The sequence below is a fragment of the Pseudoalteromonas luteoviolacea CPMOR-1 genome, from assembly GCF_001625685.1.
In the GTDB taxonomy this organism is placed as follows: domain Bacteria; phylum Pseudomonadota; class Gammaproteobacteria; order Enterobacterales; family Alteromonadaceae; genus Pseudoalteromonas; species Pseudoalteromonas luteoviolacea_K.
Genome location: NZ_AUYC01000073.1, coordinates 13,790 through 37,128, shown reverse-complemented (window position 1 = coordinate 37,128; position 23,339 = coordinate 13,790). Strand labels below are relative to the sequence as shown.

At 43.2% G+C, this 23,339-nt stretch carries 20 protein-coding genes; 7 read left to right on the top strand and 13 right to left on the bottom strand.

Going from position 1 to position 23,339, the window contains the following annotated elements:
• Window positions 1-481: 481 nt before the first annotated feature.
• Both N473_RS22470 and N473_RS22465 read left to right on the top strand, forming a co-directional pair.
• Entirely contained in the window at window positions 482-5,911 is a 5,430-nt protein-coding gene (locus N473_RS22470) for a glutamate synthase-related protein (protein WP_063369886.1), read from the top strand.
• Between the two features lie 13 nt (window positions 5,912-5,924).
• Entirely contained in the window at window positions 5,925-7,715 is a 1,791-nt protein-coding gene (locus tag N473_RS22465; RefSeq protein WP_063369885.1) for a sulfite reductase subunit alpha, read from the top strand.
• A gap of 51 nt (window positions 7,716-7,766) precedes the next feature.
• On the opposite strand, the gene N473_RS22460 is transcribed toward N473_RS22465, so the two are convergent.
• A complete protein-coding gene (locus N473_RS22460; RefSeq protein ID WP_063369884.1) occupies window positions 7,767-8,696 on the bottom strand; it encodes a glycerophosphodiester phosphodiesterase family protein in 930 nt (309 codons plus the stop codon).
• Window positions 8,697-8,955: 259 nt separating this feature from the next.
• On the opposite strand from N473_RS22460, the gene N473_RS22455 reads away from it, so the two are divergent.
• Together N473_RS22455 and N473_RS22450 are read left to right on the top strand one after the other, a co-directional pair.
• Window positions 8,956-9,285, top strand: coding sequence for a hypothetical protein (locus N473_RS22455; RefSeq protein ID WP_063369883.1), 330 nt, complete (start codon window positions 8,956-8,958; stop codon window positions 9,283-9,285).
• Between the two features lie 34 nt (window positions 9,286-9,319).
• Complete coding sequence (locus N473_RS22450; RefSeq protein WP_063369882.1) at window positions 9,320-10,165, top strand: ADP-ribosylglycohydrolase family protein; 846 nt, start codon at window positions 9,320-9,322, stop codon at window positions 10,163-10,165.
• 16 nt (window positions 10,166-10,181) lie between these two features.
• Here the strand turns inward: N473_RS22450 and N473_RS22445 are convergent, their stop codons facing one another.
• The 3 genes from N473_RS22445 to N473_RS22435 all read right to left on the bottom strand — a co-directional run bounded on the left by N473_RS22445 (window position 10,182) and on the right by N473_RS22435 (window position 12,094).
• Window positions 10,182-10,547, bottom strand: a complete 366-nt coding sequence (locus tag N473_RS22445) for a hypothetical protein (protein ID WP_039609240.1) — start codon at window positions 10,545-10,547, stop codon at window positions 10,182-10,184.
• Between the two features lie 83 nt (window positions 10,548-10,630).
• Window positions 10,631-10,993: a nuclear transport factor 2 family protein gene (locus N473_RS22440; protein ID WP_063369881.1), complete on the bottom strand. Its 363-nt coding sequence runs from the start codon at window positions 10,991-10,993 to the stop codon at window positions 10,631-10,633.
• 60 nt (window positions 10,994-11,053) lie between these two features.
• Window positions 11,054-12,094, bottom strand: a complete 1,041-nt coding sequence (locus N473_RS22435; protein WP_063369880.1) for an MBL fold metallo-hydrolase — start codon at window positions 12,092-12,094, stop codon at window positions 11,054-11,056.
• 192 nt (window positions 12,095-12,286) lie between these two features.
• Here N473_RS22435 and N473_RS22430 point away from each other — a divergent pair, with 192 nt between their 5' ends.
• Window positions 12,287-12,892, top strand: coding sequence for a TetR/AcrR family transcriptional regulator (locus N473_RS22430; RefSeq protein ID WP_063369879.1), 606 nt, complete (start codon window positions 12,287-12,289; stop codon window positions 12,890-12,892).
• The gene (locus tag N473_RS22425) at window positions 12,893-13,579 is read left to right on the top strand and encodes a tRNA (adenine(22)-N(1))-methyltransferase (protein WP_063369878.1); all 687 of its coding nucleotides are present in this window, start codon (window positions 12,893-12,895) and stop codon (window positions 13,577-13,579) included. It begins immediately after the preceding gene.
• Window positions 13,580-13,655: 76 nt separating this feature from the next.
• On the opposite strand, the gene N473_RS22420 is transcribed toward N473_RS22425, so the two are convergent.
• The 7 genes from N473_RS22420 to N473_RS22390 all read right to left on the bottom strand — a co-directional run bounded on the left by N473_RS22420 (window position 13,656) and on the right by N473_RS22390 (window position 19,675).
• Window positions 13,656-14,162, bottom strand: a complete 507-nt coding sequence (locus N473_RS22420; protein WP_063369877.1) for a GNAT family N-acetyltransferase — start codon at window positions 14,160-14,162, stop codon at window positions 13,656-13,658.
• A gap of 19 nt (window positions 14,163-14,181) precedes the next feature.
• Complete coding sequence (locus tag N473_RS22415; protein WP_196766461.1) at window positions 14,182-14,829, bottom strand: LysE family translocator; 648 nt, start codon at window positions 14,827-14,829, stop codon at window positions 14,182-14,184.
• Window positions 14,830-14,922: 93 nt separating this feature from the next.
• A complete protein-coding gene (creD, locus tag N473_RS22410) occupies window positions 14,923-16,272 on the bottom strand; it encodes a cell envelope integrity protein CreD (RefSeq protein ID WP_063369875.1) in 1,350 nt (449 codons plus the stop codon).
• 71 nt (window positions 16,273-16,343) lie between these two features.
• A complete protein-coding gene (gene creC / locus N473_RS22405) occupies window positions 16,344-17,789 on the bottom strand; it encodes a two-component system sensor histidine kinase CreC (RefSeq protein WP_196766460.1) in 1,446 nt (481 codons plus the stop codon).
• The gene (locus tag N473_RS22400; protein WP_063369873.1) at window positions 17,786-18,460 is read right to left on the bottom strand and encodes a response regulator; all 675 of its coding nucleotides are present in this window, start codon (window positions 18,458-18,460) and stop codon (window positions 17,786-17,788) included. Before N473_RS22400 ends, creC begins: the two co-directional genes overlap by 4 nt.
• Before the next feature lie 121 nt (window positions 18,461-18,581).
• Entirely contained in the window at window positions 18,582-19,055 is a 474-nt protein-coding gene (locus N473_RS22395; protein WP_063369872.1) for a macro domain-containing protein, read from the bottom strand.
• Entirely contained in the window at window positions 19,052-19,675 is a 624-nt protein-coding gene (locus tag N473_RS22390) for a LysE family translocator (protein WP_063369871.1), read from the bottom strand. The genes N473_RS22395 and N473_RS22390 overlap by 4 nt, the downstream gene beginning before the upstream one ends.
• Window positions 19,676-19,926: 251 nt before the next feature.
• Here N473_RS22390 and N473_RS22385 point away from each other — a divergent pair, with 251 nt between their 5' ends.
• Complete coding sequence (locus N473_RS22385; RefSeq protein WP_063369870.1) at window positions 19,927-21,717, top strand: putative bifunctional diguanylate cyclase/phosphodiesterase; 1,791 nt, start codon at window positions 19,927-19,929, stop codon at window positions 21,715-21,717.
• A gap of 42 nt (window positions 21,718-21,759) precedes the next feature.
• On the opposite strand, the gene N473_RS22380 is transcribed toward N473_RS22385, so the two are convergent.
• Both N473_RS22380 and N473_RS22375 read right to left on the bottom strand, forming a co-directional pair.
• Entirely contained in the window at window positions 21,760-22,095 is a 336-nt protein-coding gene (locus tag N473_RS22380; protein ID WP_046357933.1) for a zinc ribbon domain-containing protein YjdM, read from the bottom strand.
• Between the two features lie 159 nt (window positions 22,096-22,254).
• On the bottom strand, window positions 22,255-23,331 hold the full coding sequence (locus N473_RS22375; RefSeq protein ID WP_155735713.1) for a lipocalin-like domain-containing protein: 1,077 nt from the start codon (window positions 23,329-23,331) through the stop codon (window positions 22,255-22,257).
• Between the last annotated feature and the right edge of the window lie 8 nt (window positions 23,332-23,339).

The window sequence follows — 23,339 nt, the reverse complement described above, 5'->3', positions numbered from 1 at the left end:
CAGTTGAACACACGTATTCAAGCGCCGCTCAATTAAGAGCGCCACCAAGAAAAATTGATAAGTAATTCAGAAATATAAGTATTCATAACTCATTTAAGCTAACACATGAAAAGCCATTCAGCAAGGCTATTTTTCAGACACAACCCCTTCCTCAAGATCCCTAGGGTTGTTCAAAAAACCTCAAGTGAACAAAACTGCCTACACAATAAAAATTCATAAGCGTGAAAAATATTCATTTACTTTTAAAAACATTCAAAGAACAAGATAAAACAATTAAAAAACAGTACCTTATTAATTTACAGCTTTGTATAAAAGCAACAAAACCCACTTCAACAGCCACAAACGAGAGAATACAAATATTTATCATTTGCATATAAATTCACAAAGAAGTAGCTTGGAAAGCCTGCTTAAAAAATGTGTAGCTCGTTTTCAATGCCAATAACCAAGATGAGCACACCCGTTTTACTGAATTGGGTACACTATGAAACGATATTTATTTGATAAAGACCTCGATAAGTCTAGTTGTGGTGTCGGCTTTATTACTCACAAGCAGAGCTTAAAAACACATCAACTTATCCAACACGCACATCAGGCACTATGTATGATCCCACACAGAGGTGGTATGAATGCCGAAGGAATTGGCGATGGCGCTGGTGTAAATATTGATTTATCTCTCACATTTTTTAGAAAAGTGACTCAGCAATCTAACCTAGAATTAGGTGAGTTTGGTGTCGCTAACTTTTTCTTACCCAACGACAGTGCCAATCGTGAAGGTGCACTGTCATTGATAAACCGAGTTCTAGCTACACACAAGTTAGAAGTCATCATGACACGAGATGTCGCAACTGATAGCTCTGTACTCAACCCTGCTAGTCGACAGGCACAGCTGAATATTAAGCAATTTATTTTTGCTAAACCCGTTCATATCAGCAGCCAATCCGTCTTTGAGTCTTTGATACATCAAGCACTTGAAGACATTGAATTGCATGCGTTTACCACTGAGCAACTTCGCGGATTGTATCCACTGTCAATGAGCTCGCAAACACAAGTTTTAAAGGGTCGATTAAATAGCTGGGAAGTAATCCCCTATTTTGCAGATCTCAGCGATCCTGATCAGCAGATCCACACTCTATTCTTTCATACTCGATTTTCGACCAATACTGCGCCAAACCCTATGTTCGCGCAGCCATTTAGAAGAATGGCACACAATGGTGAGTTAAATACTGATAGAAAAAACAGACTCAGTGAGAATGCCATTGCAAAATATAAAAACAAGCGCTTAATATTTCCTGCTGGCCAATCAGACTCGGCTCGGCTTGATCAAACCCTTGCAAGACGCGTTATCGAAGACGATATGCCGATTGATGTGGCTGCGCTGGCTATGATGCCTCCAGCTTGGGAAAATGATGAAAGCTTGTCTAAGCCTGTGCGTGCTATGCTTGAGTACTTCTCATTATATGAGGAAAAAAACGACGGTCCCGCAGCCTTTATTTTTGGCGATGGCGTAAAAGTCGGCGCACGATTAGATAGATTGGGATTAAGACCACTTCGCAGCGTTGAAACCCATGACTATCTCGCAGTAATGAGCGAAGCTGGACAAATCGACTTTGCCGAAGAGGAGATTATTCGCAGAGGCCGTATTGAAGCTGGCGGTATGATTGTCTTTGACCATCAAAACAAAGAGATAAAGCTCACTGCACAAATCATGGAAGAGCTTGCCGCTGAGCACGATTACGCCGCGATGTTAAACAAAGCAAGGCTCACACTGGCAGAGCTCCCCACCGTTAATCAAAGCGATGTCACTCACAATACTCAGCTCAACATTGCTGCACAACATGTTGCGTATAGCATGAACCAAGAAAGCTTTAAGTTTATGCTTGACCCCATGTTGCAAGATGGCTCTGAAAAAATATCAGCAATGGGTTATGGCCTCGCGCCTAACGTGCTGACTCGTGAAGAAGGAGGTGTATCGCGTTACTTCAGTCAGCGTTTTGCACAAGTGACGAACCCGCCACTGGACAGCATTCGCGAAGTCGATGGCATGACTTTACGTGTTGCTTTGGGAGCAAAACCCAATATTAGCCCGACAAGTCACCGCCAAATTGTGCTCAATTCACCACTATTACAACCTCAAGATTTGGCGAAGATCAGTGCCCAAACCGCACTCAAGGTGAGCACTTTACCCATGCTGTTTAATGTTGACCCTCTGCATACAGACCATCAACAGCAATTACTTGATGCACTCAAGACCTTAGCTTGTCGCGCCGAGCAACTAGCTCAGGACGGCTGCGATATTATCATCTTAAGTGACCAAGCGGTTACGCATCAGCAGGCAGCCATTCCAGCACTGCTCGCCGTTGCAACCATTAACCAAAAATTAATCGCTGAGGGGCTGCGATTTAATACCAGTTTAGTATGTCACACAGGTCAAGCTGCCAGTACCCATGATCTTGCTTGCCTACTTGGATTTGGAGCATCCGCGGTGTGTCCTATTACTGTCTACAATCGTGCCGTTGAGTTATTCGAAAATGAACAAGCAGTACTCGATGCACTCGCTCGGTATCAAAAAGCCGCAGAAAAAGCCTTGATGAAAACCATGGGTAAGTTCGGTTTGTGCACAGTCGAGAGCTACATTGGCGGTGAATTTTTTGAAGCCAACTTCATCGACACACACGACCCATTACTCAAAGCCATTTTCCCGAATATTCACTCACCGGTTGGCGGAGCACGCTTTAAAGACTTAGTTGAAAGTGCCGTTAGTTGGCATAAAAAAGTTTTTGACGTACAAGCTGAAGACCAAATACCCGTGCTCGGTTTATTCAAAGAGCGTGCACAAGGAGCAGGCCACAGCTTTGGTACAACCGCTGTACGTGAATACATCAATATGACAGAAGAGAAAATTCAATATATTGATGAATCACAGCTGGAGTCCACAGACACAGGCGTGATCTTGCCTGAGGACGATGGTTATAAAGACTTAGGCTTCGAAGCCAGGACACCTGAGCAAATCGCTCAATTTAAGATAACACAAGCTTACAGAGAGTTTAGCCACAACTTACTGATTGAACGTCATCATCGGCCAGCGGCACTGCGAGACGTACTCGCCCTGCCCTTAGACTTTACTCAACTCAACAGCAAGCAAGCCTTCGTTAATGCGCTCAAATTAATTGAAATTTCAGGCTCTTTTAAAGTGTATGTGAGGGGTCTAAATGTTGAACCTATCGCACAGCACAAATGGCTATTGAGCCACAGCGCCAATAATGCCGATACCAATCGCTATCTGGCTGAGGCGCTTAATCAGCTATTCAAAACAGAAGTGTATGAAGTTCTACCAGCCAATGACAAAATACTCATTGAAACAAGAACTAACTCTACGCTTGATAAGTTGTGTAGCAAATTAGTGAGCGGCGAAGCTCAGATTTCCCTCACTGACGTGCAGCCCGCTCATGAAATCACTGCGACATTCGCCTCGGGCGCTATGAGTCATGGCGCTTTGGTCGAAAAAGCCCACGAGGCTGTTGCACAAGGCACTAATATCGCAGGTGCGATGAGTAACTCAGGTGAAGGCGGTGAAAACTCACGCCGCTACAATACAGTCAAAGCCAGTAAAATTAAGCAGTTTGCCTCAGGGCGCTTTGGTGTGTGGACAGGCTACCTTGCCGATCCTGCACTACAGGAAATAGAAATCAAAATTGGCCAAGGTGCAAAACCAGGCGAAGGCGGACAATTACCCGCGCCAAAAGTGAACGTAGTTATCGCCGCAGCGAGAGGGGGCACGCCAGGGGTCGAACTCGTCTCTCCTCCGCCGCATCATGATACCTATTCAATCGAAGACTTAGGCCAGTTAATTCATGATGCAAAAGCTGCGCGCGTGCGTGTTATTGTCAAGTTAGTGTCTTCTGAAGGCATTGGCACTATTGCTGTGGGGGTCGCCAAGGCTGGTGCAGACGTTATCAATGTCGCAGGTAATACAGGCGGTACAGGCGCTGCGCAAGTAACCAGTTTAAAGCACACGGGGCGTGCTGCCGACATTGGCATTGCTGAAGTGCATCAAGCGCTGAGCGAAAATGGCCTGCGAGAAAAAATCACGCTTCGCTGCTCCAATGCACACCAAACTGGTAGTGACGTAGTTAAATCAGCGATGCTCGGTGGGGATTCCTTTGAATTTGGTACCACCGCTCTGATGATGCTCAAGTGTGTGATGGCCAAAAACTGTAATTTAAAATGTCCTGCGGGGTTGACCACAAACCCTGAAGTGTATCGAGGCGACCCAAGAGCACTTGCACAGTATTTTATGAATGTGGCCCACGAAGTCCGCGAGATCTTAGCCAGCATTGGTTATCGCTCTCTAGCTGAAGTTCGAGGGCGCTCAGATCTATTGCATTTAATATCTCACCCTGCCATGGTCGGTAAGCTAGATATGACTGCAATGTTGAAGCCAGCCCAAGAAATAAAGATTACTACACCAATTTACTTAGAAGCTAACTTTGATATCGACAGTACTTGGTTGCAGCAATTAGAAGGTAACTTTCTTGCAGCCAATACCACACAGTTTGAAAGCGAACCTGTCAAGCTTAACAACTGTAACAAAACCGTGGGTGGTCAATTGGCCATCGATATTGAGCGTATTTTGAATTACCGCTTATCTGATACTGACATTGAAAACCACCCCGCCATAATGCGTCTTGAAAACGGTCGTAAAACGCTCAAACCCAATAGCATTAAACTGCATACAACCGGTTCCGCAGGCCAAAGCTATGGCGCTTTTAATAACTCAGGTATGTTACTGCAACATATAGGGACTTGTAATGATGGTGTCGGAAAAGGAGCCAGTGGCGGACAAATCATCGTCACCAGTGGTAACAGTTCAATAGAAGAAAATGTCCTCATAGGAAACTTTGCTTTATTTGGTGCGACCGGTGGACAGCTTTACGTTAACGGTCAAGCGGGTGATCGATTTGGCGTCAGGAACTCAGGTGCTGTAGCTGTGATTGAAGGCGTTGGCGATTTTTGCTGCGAATATATGACCAATGGGGCCATTGTGAATACTGGCACATATGGCAAAGGCTTTGGTAACGGCATGAGCGGTGGCACCGCTTATCAATACGATCCGTCAGGACAAATAAGCGAACTCTGCTCTCAAGATTCAGTCACTGCTGTGCGCCTAGGTGATGAAGATGCGCTTTGCAAAGGGCAAGAACAAGCGCTATTGCAACACCTAACTGATCATGTCACGGCAACACGCTCCCTAAAAGTACAGGCGCTTTTAGATGACTGGCAAACTACCAAACAACACTTTTATGTGCTGATCCCGAATGCCTTGTTCCAGTACCACTGTGCGGATCGCATTGTGCAAACGCTCAATCGACGCGCCATGCTGGAAGAGCTATCACAGGGCTGGGCTGATAAATCGGTTAAAACGATAAAGTATGCTTATCAAGACTATCACAACACCCATATCAGCTTATTTAATGGTGAACTCCCCGACTATGGTGACTGTGATACTGATCTTGTTTATCGATATATCAGTAGTGCAGGCATTCTCCATAGAGCAGATCAGCTTGTGCAAAAGCAACATGCACAAGGCTATACAGAGGTAAACGCACACTATTTGTTTGATACGTTAGATCATAAGCTCATCGATGCATTAGCTAAAGACGCCAAAGAAGCGCTTGCCAGTTATGACGACCAAGCTCTTAGCTGCTTATTGGCGCAAAAACGTGTGCAAGATTATAAAGATGCCCTCTCACTTAGAGAGGTATGTGACTCACCAGCGATTGGAACCAGTGTGTGGATTATTCACAGAGACAAAGCTGTACAACAAGCTTTACTCGAATACCGTAGCTTAAATGAGTTACTCGCCACACATTATTGTCATGTGCTTTCAGAAGCCGCCAGACACGCTGCGTAAGTAGGAGAAGATTATGGAACAAATTAAAAGCAACAAAAAAGTGCCGTTTTTACCACAGGATATTCCTTTTAACGACGATCAAAGACAGTGGCTAGGCGGCTTCTTAGCAGGTCTGCATACTCGCTTATTGGTCAAAGAAGAACATGTATCAACCACCAGCGCACCGCAGCAACAGGTTAAGCCCATCACCATCATTTATGGTTCTCAGACAGGGAATGCTGAGGGTGTTGCCGAGGAAGCCGCTGAAATTGCTAAAAACCACGGCCTTTCACCTGTGGTACTTGATATGGATGATGCTGAATTGACTCAGCTCAGCCAAGCTGAACGACTTCTGGTGATCACCAGTACATATGGTGAAGGCGAGATGCCTGATAACGCACAAGCACTGTGGGATGATATCACGAGTGACACAGCGCCTCGCTTCGACAACACCTATTTTTCGGTGCTTGCTCTTGGTGACACCAATTACGATGATTTTTGTCTTGCTGGTATTCAATGGGATGAGCGCCTTGAAGCACTTGGCGCAACGCGCATTGCCGATAGGGTCGATTGTGATGTGGCCTTTGAGTCGCCTGCGCAAGAGTGGATTGCTGAAACCTTACCCACCATTGCACAAAAAGGCAGTAACGGGCAAAGTGAAGTCATTCCCACTAGTGCGCCTGTGGCTACTAAAAAAGCCAAACCCAAATTCACCCGCGAAAACCCATTTGAAGCCGAGCTGATCAACGCCTATACACTGAATAAGCCGGGCTCTGGTAAGGAAACATGTCACTACGAGTTTTCGTTGCTTGATTCAAAGGAAGTGTATGACGCAGGGGATGCCATTAATTTGATCCCTGTTAATCGTGCAGATTTGGTTGAAGAATTAATCGCATTGCTTGGGGCCCGCCCTGAGCAGCAAGAGCAGTACGATGGCCATACGCTTGAGCTACAAACTATTTTTAGTGAGCATTTAGAGATCAGAATACCCAGCAAAGAGTTTGTCGCTGAAGTGGCTGCTCGCAGCGGCGACCCGGTATTTATCGCTAAATTAGAAGAAGATGCTCAAACCTTAAATGATTTTATCTGGGGGCTAGATTGTGTTGATCTATTGAGAAAATATGCGCCCAATGCATTCACCGCAAGCGACTTTATCCGTTTATCTAAACCACTTGCGCCAAGAGCTTATTCAATCTCATCGAGTATCAAAAAACATGAAAATCAAGTGCATTTAACCATTGCCAGCGTCCGTTATGAGCAAGAAAACCGCGCCCATAATGGAGTCTGTTCCACCTTTTTGGCAGACGTCTGTAAACCCGGTGATAAAGTGAAATGCTACTTTGCACCAAACAAGCACTTTTCGGTACCCGAAGACCAATCAGCGCCGATCATCATGGTCGGTCCTGGAACCGGTATTGCGCCATTTAGGGGCTTTTTGGAGGAACGTGCGGCCACTGGGGCCACTGGTGACAACTGGTTATTTTTTGGCGATAGGCAAAAAGCATGTGACTTTTTATATCAAGAAGAGCTTGAGCAAATGCAACAAAGCGGCTTGCTTACCCGTTTAGATTTGGCCTTCTCTCGTGACCAAGCGCAAAAAGTCTATGTACAAGACAAAATGCAAGAACAAGGCGCTGAGCTCTTTAGCTGGTTAGAACGCGGTGCCTATTTTTATGTGTGTGGTGATGCGTTTAGAATGGCCAAAGATGTCGATAAGGCCTTGCATGATGTCATTGCCCAGTACGGCGGCTTTGATGAAGCGCAGGCTCAGGCCTATGTCGCAAGCCTTAAAAAACAAAAACGTTATGTGCGAGACGTCTATTAAAAATGAAAAAAGGCTGCACACGCAGCCTTTTCTTTATTCAAACACACTGAGTTAGTTGCTTTTCTCGCCTTCAGTTAAGCCATACATATCTGCAGTAAACAGGCCAATTCCCTGCTCTCTTAAATCACTGCTTGATGAATAAGGCTGCTTGGTTTGATAAAGGTACACTTCACTGCCATTTTGCTGAGCTCGGGCTGCAAATTGCTCAGGCCATCCCCATAAAATCTTACCAAACTGCTCTGGAATAACGAGGGTTGTATTACTACAAGAACCTGGGTAGTAACGTGACCAACCAATAAAAATGTACTTTACAAGGCAGCGTTTACCCACTTCTTTAGAGTACGTCATTTGCTCTGGAAATTGCTCAACAATCTCCTCTGATACACTTTGGATCCCCATAAAACTAATACGGCTGCGCTGTTCAGCGGTTAGCTTATTTAAATGACTTGTCAGCACTTCGATTGACTCTGGACCTGCTGTTTTCACATTAAGTAAAAACGATTTTTCTGGGAATTTCGTAAGCACTTCAGTGAGAGATGGAATAAGGCCAACCCCTTTACCTCTGAGTGGATACACTTCCTCATCACCGACACTGTAGCCATAACCTGCGTCTAAGGATTTTAAATATTCCATGGTTTGCTTTGAGGTCACCCCTTCGCCATTCGTTCGGCAATCTAGGGTCCAATCATGAAAAATAGCCAGCTGTTTATCTGCTGTCGCATGCACGTTCAGGTGCACTGTATCTGCTCCTAATTCAAATGCCTTGTCAATTGCGGGGAGCGTATTTTCGATAAATGGATGTTCAATAGACGTCAACCTGTTTGCTGTACAAGTTTCGTTAGTCACACCTCTGTAGTCAGTAGGTTGTACTAATCCTTTGTAAGAAATAACCTTTCCTGAATTTTGTAGCTCAAGATCAGGTTGTCTTGCAGCTAAAATAATGAGTATTAAAATGGATAAACGTACAGCCCAGTGTTTCATGAATTCCTCAAAAATAAACCTTTAAGCCTCGCATTTTAGCAAAGTTAGTAGGCTTAAGGAATTGTCTAGGCATCGAGGTCATAGGGCACGACTTAATTATATCGTCATTTGCTTTATTTTTATTCATCTAGATGATATTACTACATTTTACTTAACAGCATGTTTACCGCGCTTATCACTTAAACTGTTGCCTATAAAAATGACAATAAAAAGAAACACGATTTACAGCACCTTAGTTATACTCTTTTTGCTGTTGTTAATGATTACAAGCTTATTTGGCAATCAAACCGACAAAGACGTCTCTCGTGTGTTAAAAATCGCAGAGGCGCTCGCTATTTATCACACCAAACCAAGCAACAACTTGGCTGATTTGAACGCTTTAAAGACACTGACTGAACTTCACCCCGAACTGCTCAATACCGTGCCATTGGATAAATGGGGTTCGCCATTTGAATACCGCTATTTAACACATTCTCCACTGACGTTTATGATTTATAGCTCAGGGTCAATTAGGCAAAATAATACATTCACTTTCTACTTATTTCGTGAAGAAAATAATCGATTCATCATGGCCAAAGTTGAAAGTTAAAGGTTAAAAGATAAATAAAAATTAGGAGTACCACATGCTACTTGAAATCGCTATTGGCGATGCTTACGGCGCTGGTTTTGAATTTGCTAGCAAAGAGAAGGTTGAAAATTTTAATAATTTAACAGCTTATCATGAGCATGGACTAGGCATCGCACCAGGTCACTACACAGATGACACGCAAATGTCGATGGCGCTCGCAGAGCTGATGATAAGCTCTGCGCCCTGGGATGAATACACCATTACGCAAAAATTTGTTGAGTGCTTCAAACGCGACAAGCGCCTTGGCTACTCCAAGGGCTTTTATGCATTTTTAGACTCAATTAATTCAGCTGAAGAGTTTTTAGCCCAAATTAAGCCCAACAGCAAAGCAAATGGTGCAGCAATGCGCTCAGTGCCCATAGGCTTATTTCCAAACATTGAAGATGTGCTTAACAACGCAAAAATACAAGCCAAACTCACCCATGATACCGCCATTGGTATTAACTCGTCACAAGCGGTTGCGCTGGCTAGTCACTATTTCTATTACCAAATAGGGCCTAAACAGCAGCTTGCTGAATTTGTTCAGTCTCATACTGAAATAAAATGGGACTGTCAGTGGCAAAATGAAGTCGCATGCTGTGGGTATGAGACTGTCAATGCATTACTAACGGTTTTATTGAATGCAAAAAGCCACTCTGAGCTTTTAATCAAATCAGTGGCGTTTGGTGGCGATGTGGATACTGTCGCAGCATGTGCATTGGGTATTGCAAGCTTAAGTGATGACTATGTGAATGACTTACCTGTGTTTTTATACGACGAACTTGAAAACAAACAATACGGTAAGGATTATCTAATAAAGCTCTCTTCTGACTTGCTAGAAGCTGTCAATAAGCGCAAATAACCAGTTGCACTTTGTATTACCTCACTTGTGGCAACAAGGGGGTAATATTACTGCCATAATGTGAAAAAACGATTTTTAAATGCTTATCTAATTTCTCAAGTTCTGCGCGACAGATATGTTTAAACTTTAAATTTGCGGAGCCCCTGCTTGAATTTAAAACCAGATTGCGTCTAAACCACATGCGCAATTGTGTTGTGAGTAGCGGGTCGTGACCGCTCAAGCACACTTCTATAAATTTGCGCCCTGCGTCAATGTAATCGGTGAGGTTATCAATACTGGCAGGACTATGCTTGAGCATCATTGCTTTTACTGCAAATTCAGCACTGGCAGTTTGATATGCTTGTTCAAATGCATCTTTAGCAATTACCTGATGATAGTCCATAATCCAATATAACTTAATTTTTTGATATTGATAATAATAATCAATATCAAAAACTCTGTAAACGTCACAGACTATTTAAACCACTAACCCATAAATGTTACTTTGCAAATAAGGCCATTCTGAACTTCATAAGCGGCGATCACCTTAATACTTTTGTCTACCTGCTTGTTTGATAATGTTGAAGACTCAGCCAGCTCATGATCAATTAAAAAGCGATCATGTACAATGCGCTTTAAAGAAGTTGCATGTAAGTAGCTTAAGCTATCAAATTTTTTGCCATAGCGTTCAATCAAGGCGTCTTTACCTTTGAACACCAAAGTTTGTGATTGATAAATTTCTACATCATCGCTATATGTCGCAGCAAAGGCATCAATGTCTTGATTGTTATAAGCTTCGAGTTGACGATCAACGATGGCAATCGTGGCTTGTTCTATTTCTGTATGCATAAAGAAGGTCCAAATTCATCATAATTTGGACCGCTATATTATACAAACAATCGCTGGGTGTTAACCGTTAGACATAAAAGATTTCCACCAAAAGGCATTATTATGCGCCTCTCCAGCAGTGAGTACCTCACCGACAATGGGGGTGTTGATTGTCACTTGATACTGTTGTGCAGCTTTAGACACACGCTCTAACGGCTCATACCAAGCATGAAAAGCCAAGTCGAATGTACCATTGTGAATGGGCAGCATAACCTCTGCATTCAAATCAATATGTGCTTGCACGCTTTGTTCGGGCGTCATATGGATATCAGCCCAATCTTTGTCATAAGCACCGGTTTCGATAAAAGTGTAGGTAAATGGCCCGTAGCGCCGGCCTATATCTTTAAAGCCATCGAAATAACCAGAGTCACCACTAAAATAAAGACTTTGCTCACCCGCTTTAATCACCCATGAGCCCCACAGCGTTTTGTTGCCATCTCCCAGTCCCCTACCAGAAAAGTGCTGTGTTGGCACAAAGGCGACCAAGCTCTCACTGTCAACGTGCTCCTGCCACCAGTCAAAGACTTTAACCTTGGTTTTATCCACTCCCCACTGAGCGAGATCCCCTTCCACACCAAGTGGAACAAAAATGTCCTGCGTTTTATCCATCAAAGCCAACACGCTGTCTTTGTCTAAATGATCATAGTGATTGTGAGAAATTAAAATACGCTCAATTGGCGGCAAATCTTCAAGGGAAATGGGCGTTTCTTGAAAGCGCTCAGGCCCTGCAAAACTAAATGGCGATGCGCGTTTAGAGAACACAGGATCTAACAACCAATATTTACCATACACTTTAAGCAAAATAGATGAGTGACCTAATTTGATCATATGTACTTGTGTGTCTGACAACTGTGCCAACATAGATGGCGTCTGTTGCACCATAGGTAATGGCAAGCTCGGCACAGGCGATACTTTTGATTCCGTCATAAAGCGCCAAAAAATACCCAGCGTTTTACTTAAGCTTGGCGGTTGGGTTTCGTTGGTGTTGTGAAACTTCCCCTCTTTAAATTGTGTTGAGCGATAACCTGCTTCATTCACTTGTGCGTCTAAATTTGACACCATAGAACATCCTCCAACCGTTAATCCAAATAATACCGCTGCTACAAAAGACACTTTATATTTAGCTTTCATACGCCACCACAAAAAGTAAACTACACGGTGCAGTTTTTCACAGAGCACAATAAAAGTAAACTACACAGTGCAAGTTTTTTTGATTTCAGCTACACTAGCCCCATCAAAGTGAGGAGTTAATTGATGAAGCTATCAGAGAAAAAACGCTTGCAAATCATTCATGCAGCAGAACATTTATTTGCTGAACAGGGTGCGCAACAAACCAGCATGGATTTGGTTGCCCAAACCGCAGAAGTATCTAAACGCACTGTATATAACCACTTTGATAGCAAAGAAGCGCTACTTTACGCCGTGATCGAAAACATGCTCAGCCAAGTAACCCAAGACCAAGAACTTGTTTATACGAATGACAAACCTATGCGCGATCAGCTTATTGACATCGCAAAATCAGAAGCAGACATGTTGACCTCTGCTCCCTTTTTGCGCATCGCGCGGGTGGCATTTTTAGAGCTGTTGCAAAACCCAGATATGGCTGCACACTTAAATAACACCAAAGTGGGCTGTATGCGCTATTTCGAAACCTTTATTGAACATGCAATCACCGCAAAGCAACTGGAAGTAGATGATATTACGTTCGCTACTAAGCAATTTGTCTTTCAGTTAAAGTCCTTTATTTTTTACCCTCGCTTGTATGGTTTTGAGCTTGATGCTCACATCACCCAAGACAAGGTCATAGAAGAAACCGTCGATATGTTTTTAGCCCGCTATCAAATTAACAGTGAGCGATAAATGAAGTTAGGTAAACGACTTGCAGAAATTAGTCAGCTTGTAGACAACCAGTACACCCATATTTGGGATTGCTGTTGTGATCATGGCCTACTGGGTGCAAATCTACTAGATAAAAACCTTGATGCGACGGTGCATTTTGTTGATATTGTCCCGCATTTAATGGAAGCCTTAGACGCGAAACTCGCACAGTTTTACGCTGACAAGCAGACGCTATGGCAAACCCACTGTATGGATGTTGCAAAACTCCCGCTTGAGGGAAAATCAGGAAAGCACCTTGTCATTATTGCCGGTGTTGGCGGCGATCTGTGTGGTCGGTTTATCAGAAGTATACTCGCCAATAATCCAAGTTCTGACATCGAATTTTTGCTCTGCCCTGTGCATCATCTTTACACCTTGAGACAAACGCTTAATCACCACAATTTGAATCTGATTGATGAGTTGTTAATTAGCGAAAATAAGCGCTATTACGAAATACTGAAAGTGACTAACAACCTGACTGTACAAAAACACTCTGTTTCCTCGGTCGGTGAAGCAATCTGGCAATATCGTGACGAGCAATCCTACGCCAGTGTAAAAGCGTACTTAAGTAAAACCATTGCGCACTATCAACGTATTAATCGCGGTGACAATGACGTGTCAGATATCATTGCAGCGTATGAAGACGTGAAGATTTCTCCCAAAAATTAGCGCACCACTTAAAGCACTGATGAAATTGCCGGTGGTTTTATTGAAAACACCGGCGCTTCTAAAAAGTGGAATTTTTTTATTCTTTTTCAATCGTAAAAATATCGCGATACAACCCATCAGGGAAGCATTGCCTATCCGTTTTAACGCCTCCTAAACGCTCAACCAGTGCCCGAGCAGCTGCATTATCATCATTCATGTAAGTTTGAACGTGTGTAAATTTCAATACTTCATAAGCATATTCAATCGCCGCTTTAGACGCTTCAAGGGCATAGCCTTTGCCACGTCCCTCAGGGAGTAACCACCAAGTAAGTTCCGTTGGCCAATTGTATCCGCGCCAAAATCCACACGTGCCAATATAGTGGCCAGTTTCTTTCTCTTGTACAGCCCACACCCCAAACCCATATAAAGCCCAACACCCCAGATCGGCTTTAAGTCTAGCGAGCACTTTTGCTGGCTCAATAGGTCCGCCGTACATTTTTGATGCACTACCATCGGTATAAAACTGCAAATAGGCATCTAAGCACGCTTCATTTGGCGCAACTAGCCTGAGCCGTTCAGTGTCCAAGGTTTCAATTGTTGTCATTGCATATCCCGTTGTGATGTTACTTTGACAGCGCTAACCTTGCTGCCAGCGCCAAAAACAGCGCACCTAAAATGCCATCAAAATGTTGGCTAATCTTAATTCTTCTCGCAAATACCTTTGCTACCTTACTGAAAATAAATGAAAAAACAAAGTTAACCAGCAATACAATCGTACATAACAACACACCTAAAGTGATGAGCTGCATACTCATTGGCTGCGCATCATTGGTAAATTGCACTAGGAACACACTAAAAAATAAGATGGCTTTTGGATTCATCAAATTATTTAAAAGCCCTTTTAAAACCAGATTACTAGACGATAAACTCTGGACTTTCGCCGAGTTTTCAGACTGTTTATTATTCGTCCACCATGTGCGCAGCATAGTCACACCAAGCCATGCTAAATACAGCGCGCCCAGCATTTTTATAATCATGATCACAGGAGGAAACTGCTGCATTAACTGCCCAAGTCCTAGGGCAACCGCGAGAGTTTGTACAATGCCTGCCACAAAAATACCTATAGATATTCTGATACCTGCCAATACGCCATGCCCAGACGAATAAGCAGAAATGAGGACCAAATCAGGCCCTGGTGATACCGCCAGTATTAAACAGGTCATCACAAAAAGTGGCAAAAGCGCAAGGTCTAGCATAAGTACAATCTCCATCGTTATTACTGCAAAAAACCGACAAGTTTGCCACAGGTTCCCCCTCTAGATAAATCCGTCTTAATGATTGATTTTTATATTTTATGAACAGAGTTAAGTCTTAGCACCCTGCCCATGCTCGTTTTCACGAGTCGTCTTACTCTCGGCGTGTTGAGCCGAGCCATACCAGTTCACTTTACGAGTGAGGAGCATTACCAAAGACAAAACAATAAAGCACATTAAGCTGCCCATAAGCAGTGCATAGTCCTCAGCCCCTAACATGCTGTAAAGTAAGCTATATAACATCGTCAGACCGATGCTAAAATACACACCAAGTTTGGTACTGTTTAAGACCCCAGACACATACCAGCCAAGTAAACCTGTCGCACTCAATGTTGAGATCAAATACGCAGCCCCAAAACCTAAATGTTCACTCAGTGAGATCAATAACAAATAGAAAATTGCCAACGTGATCCCCACAAAACCATATTGCACAGGGTGGATAGGCTCTGAACGCACTAGCTCAAGTAAGAAGAAGCTCGCCATCACAAGTAAAATGACCAACAGTGCATAGTTAATTGCACGATGACTTTTTAAATAATGATCAACCGGATCAACTAGCGCAACGCCCATGGTACGGTGCATAAGCTCTGTGCACTCATTACGCATCACGCAGCCAGTAAATATACTTTGCATATTGGTAGAGAAATAACTGGCTTGCCAACGCGCTGTAAAAGCTTCGTCACTGATGTCTGAACTCAGTGGTAAATACTCTCCTTCAAAACTAGGGTGAGGCCAATTTGCTGTCATGCTTACGTGGGTTTCACTACCAAGTGGCGACACAGCGAGACGCATCATGCCTTGCAAATGCAAGTCGGCAGAGAAAGACAATGTTTCTTTTGATAGTGCCGAAACAGCAATTGGCGCATGAACTCCCTCTTTGATGCTGGTCAACAAGGTGCCCGGTAACATGTCTATTTCTTTGTCCGCTACCTTAAGCACCGAATCAAGGCCTATACCGCGAATATCTTGAATACCAAACACCAAATTGACTGACAGTACCTTGTCTGCTTCAAGATCATTGAGGTGCGACACTGAAAATTCACCGGAGATGGTATTAATAGAGCGGTATAAAGTGGCTTTATAAATGCTACGATACTTCTCAAACGTATCTAGCTTTGCATGAACTTTCAGTGTGTCAGGCAGAACAAACGCTTTGTTCTTAATGGTTTTGGTTTCCTGATTACGTGTTACTGCCCGCTCGTATTCTATGTATAAAAATGGACCAATCAGACGTTGCTCGTCACTGCTGCTTTTGGCAATTTCTTGTTGCACTTGTTGCTGTATAGCACTTCGTTCATCAATTAAATCGGCAATGAACATGATGGGGATCATCAGAAAAAGTATCACCCCAATCAGAGTGACAAATTTAATTCCGATTTTTTCTTTATTTTGATTATTCATAATTAACTCCTCAGGTTTACCAACACTGTATCAATCTCGTTTGGTGTCTCTGTGGAGTTAATGTGGAGTGTTTATGGAGATTTAATCGCGAGTGTGACTTCAACGCCCTCTGGCTGATTGCGAACATTTAAATAGCCAAAGTGTAGCTTAGCCACTTGTTCAACAAAATTCAGCCCAAGCCCCGTGCTTTTATTGCCATTGGCTCTTGGCAGTGAATAAAACCGCTCTGTTAAACGAGGTAGTGCATAGTCGGGTATTTGTTCGCCTTGGTTAAAAATCACAAAGCAGCAATGCTTGTCTCGCTGCTCAATGCGCACTCTGAGTTCACCGCCCTCGATAATAAAATCTAACGCATTGTCAAACAGGTTCAATAACGCTTGGCGCAGTAAAAACTCATCGCCCACAAGGGCAATACTTTGGCTGTCATCCAACTGATATTTCACTGATTTTTGCTCTAGTTTAATGCTCACTGTATCTGCAACGTAATTGACTAAATCACGACTTTGAATATCACTGGTTTGCTCAAGTTCCGGTTGCTTTTCAAGCTTTGCCAACACCAATAATTTATCAATTAAAGATTGCATACGCGCAGACTCGCGCTCAATGTTGCTTGCAAATCGCTGGCGCTTATCTTCTTCGAGGGGCATTTGGAGTAATTCACTGGCGCCTTTGATCCCCGACAGCGGGCTCTTAAGTTCGTGAGTTAAGGTTTCAACATACGTAGCGACATAATCTTTGCCATCTAACTGGTTTCGCATGTCCGAGAGCGCATCACTGAGCTGTGCATATTCATAAAATACTCTGAATGTCGGCTTGCTTGCCTTTTCGCCTTGTCCCATTTTATACGCATAGACAGACAGTTTTTTCAGTGCGGAGTTAATCCGCCAAGCCACTACAGCGCCAACCAGCAATACCATCACACTCATTATCCCGAGCCAATTAAAAACTCGCTGCTTAGACAAGTCTATAAATGGTTGAACAGAGCGATTTGCCTTAGCAACTGTCAAGCTGCCAATGGTTTTGCCTTGATGTATAACCGGAGCAGCCACATGCATCACCGTTGAAAGTGGGTCATTGGGGTCGGTGGCAGTTGATCGCGCCCCGTATTCACCTCGCAAAGTCAGGTATACATCGTTCCACCTAGAAAAGTCACTACCAATATCTTGTTGCCATGAATCCGCCACGACTATCCCATTGCTGTCAGTGACGTATATTCGGTGGGTCATCGACTTTTTATCCACGCCCCAAATTGCAGCATCTACACTGCGATTACCAAACTGCTGAAGTAAATCGGCTATTTTACTGTTTTGCAGTGCGTCATTTGCCAAATCATCCGCAACCAGTACAGCGAGCAAATTCGCCATATCTACCAAGGTTTCTTCTGTGGTCTGTCTAACTGTTGGCTTAATTTCTTTGATAAGTGTCGAACTCACAAAGTAAGTCGTCATGATCACGATAATAAAATAGAGGAGAAACAATCTGATCCCCAGTGGGATTTTAGGCCACCGCTGCATCATGACCCCAAGTATTCGAAGTAATACCCAAATCCACGCTTGGTTTTGAGATGTTCGCTCATATCAACTGTTTTAAGCTTGTTGCGAATTGCTTTGATATGAGAATCTACATTACGTTCATATGCCTCTTCTGCTGGCATCTGGGCAAAATCCATCAATTGTTGACGGCTCAATATACGCGGTGACGACTGTACCAATGCATCCAGCACCCTAAACTCCAGCGCAGTTAAACCAAGTCCAACACCATCTTTATAAAAATCGAAGTTTTCAGATACTAAGCCGCTGGATAATTTCTTTTCCGCTGCAGGCAATGATGTTTGATGAGGCTTAAGTCTGAGCTTTACTCGGGCGAGCATCTCTCTTGGGCTAAATGGTTTAGTGACATAATCATCGCCCCCAATCTCTAACCCTACCACCCGGTCAATTTCGTCAGCGCGGGCAGTTAGAAATATAATGGGCAGTGCCGAAAACTCACGGATCTGTTTACATAGTTCAAAGCCATTACAATCAGGCAAGCCTACATCTAGAATTAATAAATCCGATTGGTTAGTTTGTAGGTGGGTAAGGCCAGCCCCCGCAGTATTGAACCAAACGACATTAAAACCATCCATCTCAAGTACATGTGTTAATGTATCCGCAATTGCAGGTTCATCTTCTATGATGACAATATTCAAAAGGCCTCCAGTGTACAAGCTGTCAATTTGCTTAAAATTTGAAACACTCAGTATAGGTGAGAGTAAAATGATAAACTACAAAAAGCATATTAAAAACGGGATGTTATGCCAAGAGTCAAACTTAATCTGCGGTAAATTTAACCAGTTTCACAGCAACTGGGCTATCTAACTGTTCGAGTGTATTCATAATACATTGATAAGACCATCTTGTAGAGCGGTTACCAGAACCTGCACCAATCAAAGGCATCGCAATGTGCTTATAGCCTTGCTGTTCTGCAAGTGCGATTGCACTTTTCACAGACTGTGTCACTGAGTACTGCGTAGCAAACCAGCATAAATTAATACCTGCGACATGAATAATGCCTTTATAGTCCAAGCTGCCAGCAGAGGTCAGCCTGGCTTCACCAAGGGGAATAGCGCCAAATTTTGCAACCTCTTTGAAAGGCATAGTCCCCGCTTTTCGCTTAATCGCACCAGATACGCCTTGCGGAAGCAATAACCACCAAGGAATGATATTGCGATTCCAGCTATTTACTATGGCATCCACTTTTTGCTCCAACAAATCGCCATGTATCACGGTAACATCAACACTCATACAACGCGCTTCTCCACTTGTATAACTACTTCAACAATCACAGGCACAACCGATAAGACCAGCAACCCTGCCATGGCATAATTAAATACTTGCCTTGCTTTACCTTGGGTGAACACGCGCTTTAGGGCTGTGCCACATAATAGCCAACTACCAACGCAAGGAAATGCAGCCACCAGGAAAACCAATGCAATGGTGACATTTTGCACTACATACCCTTCGCCCACCGTTGTAAAAGCAGCAATGGCACCAGTTGCAACAACCCACGCCTTTGCGTTTACCCATTGAAATAACGCACCATTGATAAACGTCATGGGTCTTTGCGCTTTATGCTCCATTTCACCAGCCGCGGTGCGGGCAATTAACCATGCTAAGTACAACAAATAAAGCACACCAACACACTTGATAATGAAATGTAGACTCGGGAAGAGCGTAAATATCTGACCAAATCCAAGCCCAACCACCATCAGCATGACGCTAAAACCAACGCAAATACCTGATAACAGCGGCAAGGTCTTTTTAACACCAAAGTTAACCCCACTGGTCATCACCATGATGTTATTGGGTCCCGGTGTAATTGAAGTAGAAATAGCGAATAATGCCACGGCAATGATGTATTCCATCTTTTTTTGATCCTTTATTTATTACCAATTGCACTTATTTACCCAATATTCATACACATTAGGACAAGGTTTGTATATAAAAAAGACAACTATTCAAGTTCGTAGCCCAGCAAACTCATTTTTAGGAATTTTTTATTCCTAAATTAAGCTAAAACCTACAATTATATAAGCCTTAGTCTAGAGTTAAGTGTGAGTATAGTAATTTATACGGGTTTGTATTTGGTTAAGGACTGAACAGGGAAAAGATATTTATGACTTATACTAAGCTACTCGTCGTTGATGATGATGCAATCGATAGAAAAACCGTCATCAAGACACTCTCTGGCGAGCAACAGCATTACGATATTGTTGAGGCCAATAGCCTAGTAGAAGCCTATCAATTAATCCAAGACATGCAGTTTGATGTCATTTTATTGGATTTTAATATGCCGCTGGTCAATGGTGTTGAAGCCATCATTGAACTACGCGGTGATAACCACCTTAAGCATACCGCCATTGTGATGATCAGTAATCTTTATGACCATCAACTCGTATTAGATTGCATTAACGCTGGGGCGCAAGACTTTTTACTCAAGCATGAGATCACCAGCTCACAACTTGCACGCTCTATTTTACAAGCGAGAAAACGCCATGAGCTTGAGCAACAGCTCCATGATAGCTATCAACACATTAAAGATTTAGCCGAAAAGGATACCCTTACAGGGCTGCATAACCGCTTTCACTTTGAAGAAGTATTAAATCGCCTGCTGCTTGCCCGTACAAGAAGAAATGACGAAATCGTCGCGGTGATGATGCTCGACTTGGATAAGTTTAAACACATTAATGACCATTTTGGCCATGATGCTGGCGACCGCCTACTGATAGCCGTTGCGGGTAGAATCAAAGAGATATTAAGAGAAAATGAGTTATTGGCACGCTTAGGAGGTGACGAATTTGCTTTTGCCTGTGGCGAGCTAACGAGTATTTCACAAGCCAAAGTCATTGCTAAGCGCATTTTAAGTACGTTTGAAATCCCTTTTGAGTTAGATGGGCATGCCATTCACTGTACCGCAAGTGTTGGCATTGCTTTAGCTCCCATTAACGCAGAGCATGCACTGGATTTAATTAAACTTGCTGATATCGCTATGTATCGCGCCAAACGTCAAAATGGCGAGCATATCGAGATTTTTCAGGATAACGTACAAGAGACGTTTTTACTCAAATACAAGGTAGAATCTGAGCTCAGGCAAGCCGCATTTAATCAAGACTTTCAACTTAACTACCAGCCCATCATCAACAGTAAAACAGAAAAAATAGAGATCATAGAAGCTTTGATCCGCTGGCCATTTGCACATACAACGCAATTGCCAAATGAGTTTATTCCTATTGCGGAAGAAACTGATCTGATCCAGTCAATCGGTAAATGGGTGCTAGAGTCAGCCCTTGGACAATTTGCGGATATGCTTAAAGCAAGCCATTATGACTTTAAACTGGCGATAAATGTCTCTGCTAATCAACTGGCCACTGGCGGCTTTTCCTACATGGTGATTGACGCGCTCAGCCAACTGAATATTCCAGCAAATAAATTGATCCTAGAGCTCACAGAGTCAGCCTTATTACAAGATTGTTCCATCATCAATGAAACTTTAACGACACTATCAGAACATGGGGTAAATCTAGCACTAGACGATTTTGGCACGGGCTTTTCATCACTTCCCCATTTACTGAAATCACCTATCAAAATGGTTAAAATTGACCGCTCAATCATTCAAAGCATCTCACACCCGGACTCGACTAACCATGATATGCTCAAAGGGTTGGCTTACATGCTCTCTAAACTTGACTTTAAAATGGTTGCCGAAGGCGTAGAAACCGCGCCACAAACCTCAGCTTGTAACGAGCTAAATATCCATTATCTGCAAGGGTATTTGTTTTATCAGCCCATGACAGAGCAAAAAGTAAAGCAGTTACTTGAAGATGAGCAAAGAAATTCGGGGCATTTGTCTGTGGTGAACAGTAAATTACCACTTAAGCAGCCAAGTGATAAGAATAACAACTTATAAACTGTGTAAAGAGCGCAAAGCTTGCGCTCTTTAATAATAATGTTAGGCTTTTTTCACAAACTTTGCTGTGACCATCATTTCGCCCACACCATCTACTTTGCAATCAAGTTCGTGGTCTTTTTTGTCTAAAACACGTCTCACCAACGCTTTGGTGCCAATCTTAATCACTTGTGAACTCCCTTTAATTTTAAGATCTTTCACCACAGTGACTTTATCACCATCCACAAGCAAGGTGCCGTTGGCATCTTTAACTTGCGGCGTATCATCTTCTTCGACTTCTGACGGGTCCCACTCATATGCACATTCAGGGCAGATCAACTGGCTTTGATCTTGATATACATACTCAGAATTACATTTTGGACATGGAGGGCACGACATACTTTACTGCCTATATAAGTTTCTTTGTGGGCATGATAATCCCTAGGCGTCAACATCGCGAGAAAAAATCCCCACAATATGCAATTTTTTAGGCTAAAACACGCTTTTTAATGATGTTAGTCAAACTAAATTGTGAGTTGCACTATCGCTCATATTAAATTAATACCCGACCAGCTCACCATACCCTACACCACGGTAACCACCAGAACTCGTCACACGGCCTTCCCAATAAGGTATGCTTAGTTTATTTCTCGAATCTATATTTACTGCTTTTATTTCAATAGGTTCAAAACCATCTACAGAGAGTTGCCAAGCAATTGGGTAAGTCACCCCTTCCAACTCTACACGCTTGGTTGCTACCAGCCCAACTTGCTCGTTGCCAAATGCACGTGTCTTGCCATCGGGATCAATCGAGGTTGCACTACAGTATTCATACCCTTTACCCGCAGCATGAATACAAAATGCCATCAAGCCACCATCTTCAGGGTCCTCGCCCTGCAAGCTAAACCAATCCCACCCAGTTTGATTCGGGTTAATAAAGGCAGCGGACCACTCCCTATCTAACCAAGCTCGACCCGACACAGTATGCACTTTATGATCAAAAACGAGCTCGCCACTCACCTCTAAAAATGGATAGCTGTAATACATAGACGCATGGCCATCTTGCGTTTTTTGGCTAAAACCGTGTTCGCCATGCAGTACTCTGGGGCTATTATCCATTTTAAGCGCAACACGGTAACCATCTTGGCTGGCATTTAAACTCAACGGCAAAAAGGTGCCCTCAGTACTTTGCATCGACCAGTTTTTCAGCCTTGCCTCAAAAGGCGATGCTTGGATAATCACATCCGATGCACGTCCTGATTTTTCAAAAGCGATATGTTGTGTGTCGGTTTGCACTGCAAAATGCGCAAAATAAAATTGCCCATCCCACCAAGGTCCTGTCGGGTCTGCAGAAAATTCAGGTCGGCTGACACGAAATAAGGTCCACTGCACACCAAAATTTTGACCGCTATCGCTTTGTAGATTTGCAGTGACGTACCACCACTCGATCCCCTGCTCAGGATGTGCGCCATGATCTTCTGGAAAAGTTAATATCGTGCCTGCACTCACTGGGTCACCACTTTGCATTGAAAATGGATGTGTTGATGCTGCCTTTTGAGCAGGTTCGCTACACCCTTGCAATAAGCTGGTGATACAGAGCCACACACATAATTGAACTATCGTTTTTATTTTCATTCGCCTCT

Coding starts and splice junctions, on each gene's coding strand:
- N473_RS22470 (WP_063369886.1), top strand. CDS start 482: ATGAAACGATATTTATTTGATAAAGACCTCGATAAGTCTAGTTGTGGT.
- N473_RS22465 (WP_063369885.1), top strand. CDS start 5,925: ATGGAACAAATTAAAAGCAACAAAAAAGTGCCGTTTTTACCACAGGAT.
- N473_RS22460 (WP_063369884.1), bottom strand. CDS start 8,696: ATGAAACACTGGGCTGTACGTTTATCCATTTTAATACTCATTATTTTA.
- N473_RS22455 (WP_063369883.1), top strand. CDS start 8,956: ATGATTACAAGCTTATTTGGCAATCAAACCGACAAAGACGTCTCTCGT.
- N473_RS22450 (WP_063369882.1), top strand. CDS start 9,320: ATGCTACTTGAAATCGCTATTGGCGATGCTTACGGCGCTGGTTTTGAA.
- N473_RS22445 (WP_039609240.1), bottom strand. CDS start 10,547: ATGGACTATCATCAGGTAATTGCTAAAGATGCATTTGAACAAGCATAT.
- N473_RS22440 (WP_063369881.1), bottom strand. CDS start 10,993: ATGCATACAGAAATAGAACAAGCCACGATTGCCATCGTTGATCGTCAA.
- N473_RS22435 (WP_063369880.1), bottom strand. CDS start 12,094: ATGGTGTCAAATTTAGACGCACAAGTGAATGAAGCAGGTTATCGCTCA.
- N473_RS22430 (WP_063369879.1), top strand. CDS start 12,287: ATGAAGCTATCAGAGAAAAAACGCTTGCAAATCATTCATGCAGCAGAA.
- N473_RS22425 (WP_063369878.1), top strand. CDS start 12,893: ATGAAGTTAGGTAAACGACTTGCAGAAATTAGTCAGCTTGTAGACAAC.
- N473_RS22420 (WP_063369877.1), bottom strand. CDS start 14,162: ATGACAACAATTGAAACCTTGGACACTGAACGGCTCAGGCTAGTTGCG.
- N473_RS22415 (WP_196766461.1), bottom strand. CDS start 14,829: ATGGAGATTGTACTTATGCTAGACCTTGCGCTTTTGCCACTTTTTGTG.
- creD (WP_063369875.1), bottom strand. CDS start 16,272: ATGAATAATCAAAATAAAGAAAAAATCGGAATTAAATTTGTCACTCTG.
- creC (WP_196766460.1), bottom strand. CDS start 17,789: ATGATGCAGCGGTGGCCTAAAATCCCACTGGGGATCAGATTGTTTCTC.
- N473_RS22395 (WP_063369872.1), bottom strand. CDS start 19,055: ATGAGTGTTGATGTTACCGTGATACATGGCGATTTGTTGGAGCAAAAA.
- N473_RS22390 (WP_063369871.1), bottom strand. CDS start 19,675: ATGGAATACATCATTGCCGTGGCATTATTCGCTATTTCTACTTCAATT.
- N473_RS22385 (WP_063369870.1), top strand. CDS start 19,927: ATGACTTATACTAAGCTACTCGTCGTTGATGATGATGCAATCGATAGA.
- N473_RS22380 (WP_046357933.1), bottom strand. CDS start 22,095: ATGTCGTGCCCTCCATGTCCAAAATGTAATTCTGAGTATGTATATCAA.
- N473_RS22375 (WP_155735713.1), bottom strand. CDS start 23,331: ATGAAAATAAAAACGATAGTTCAATTATGTGTGTGGCTCTGTATCACC.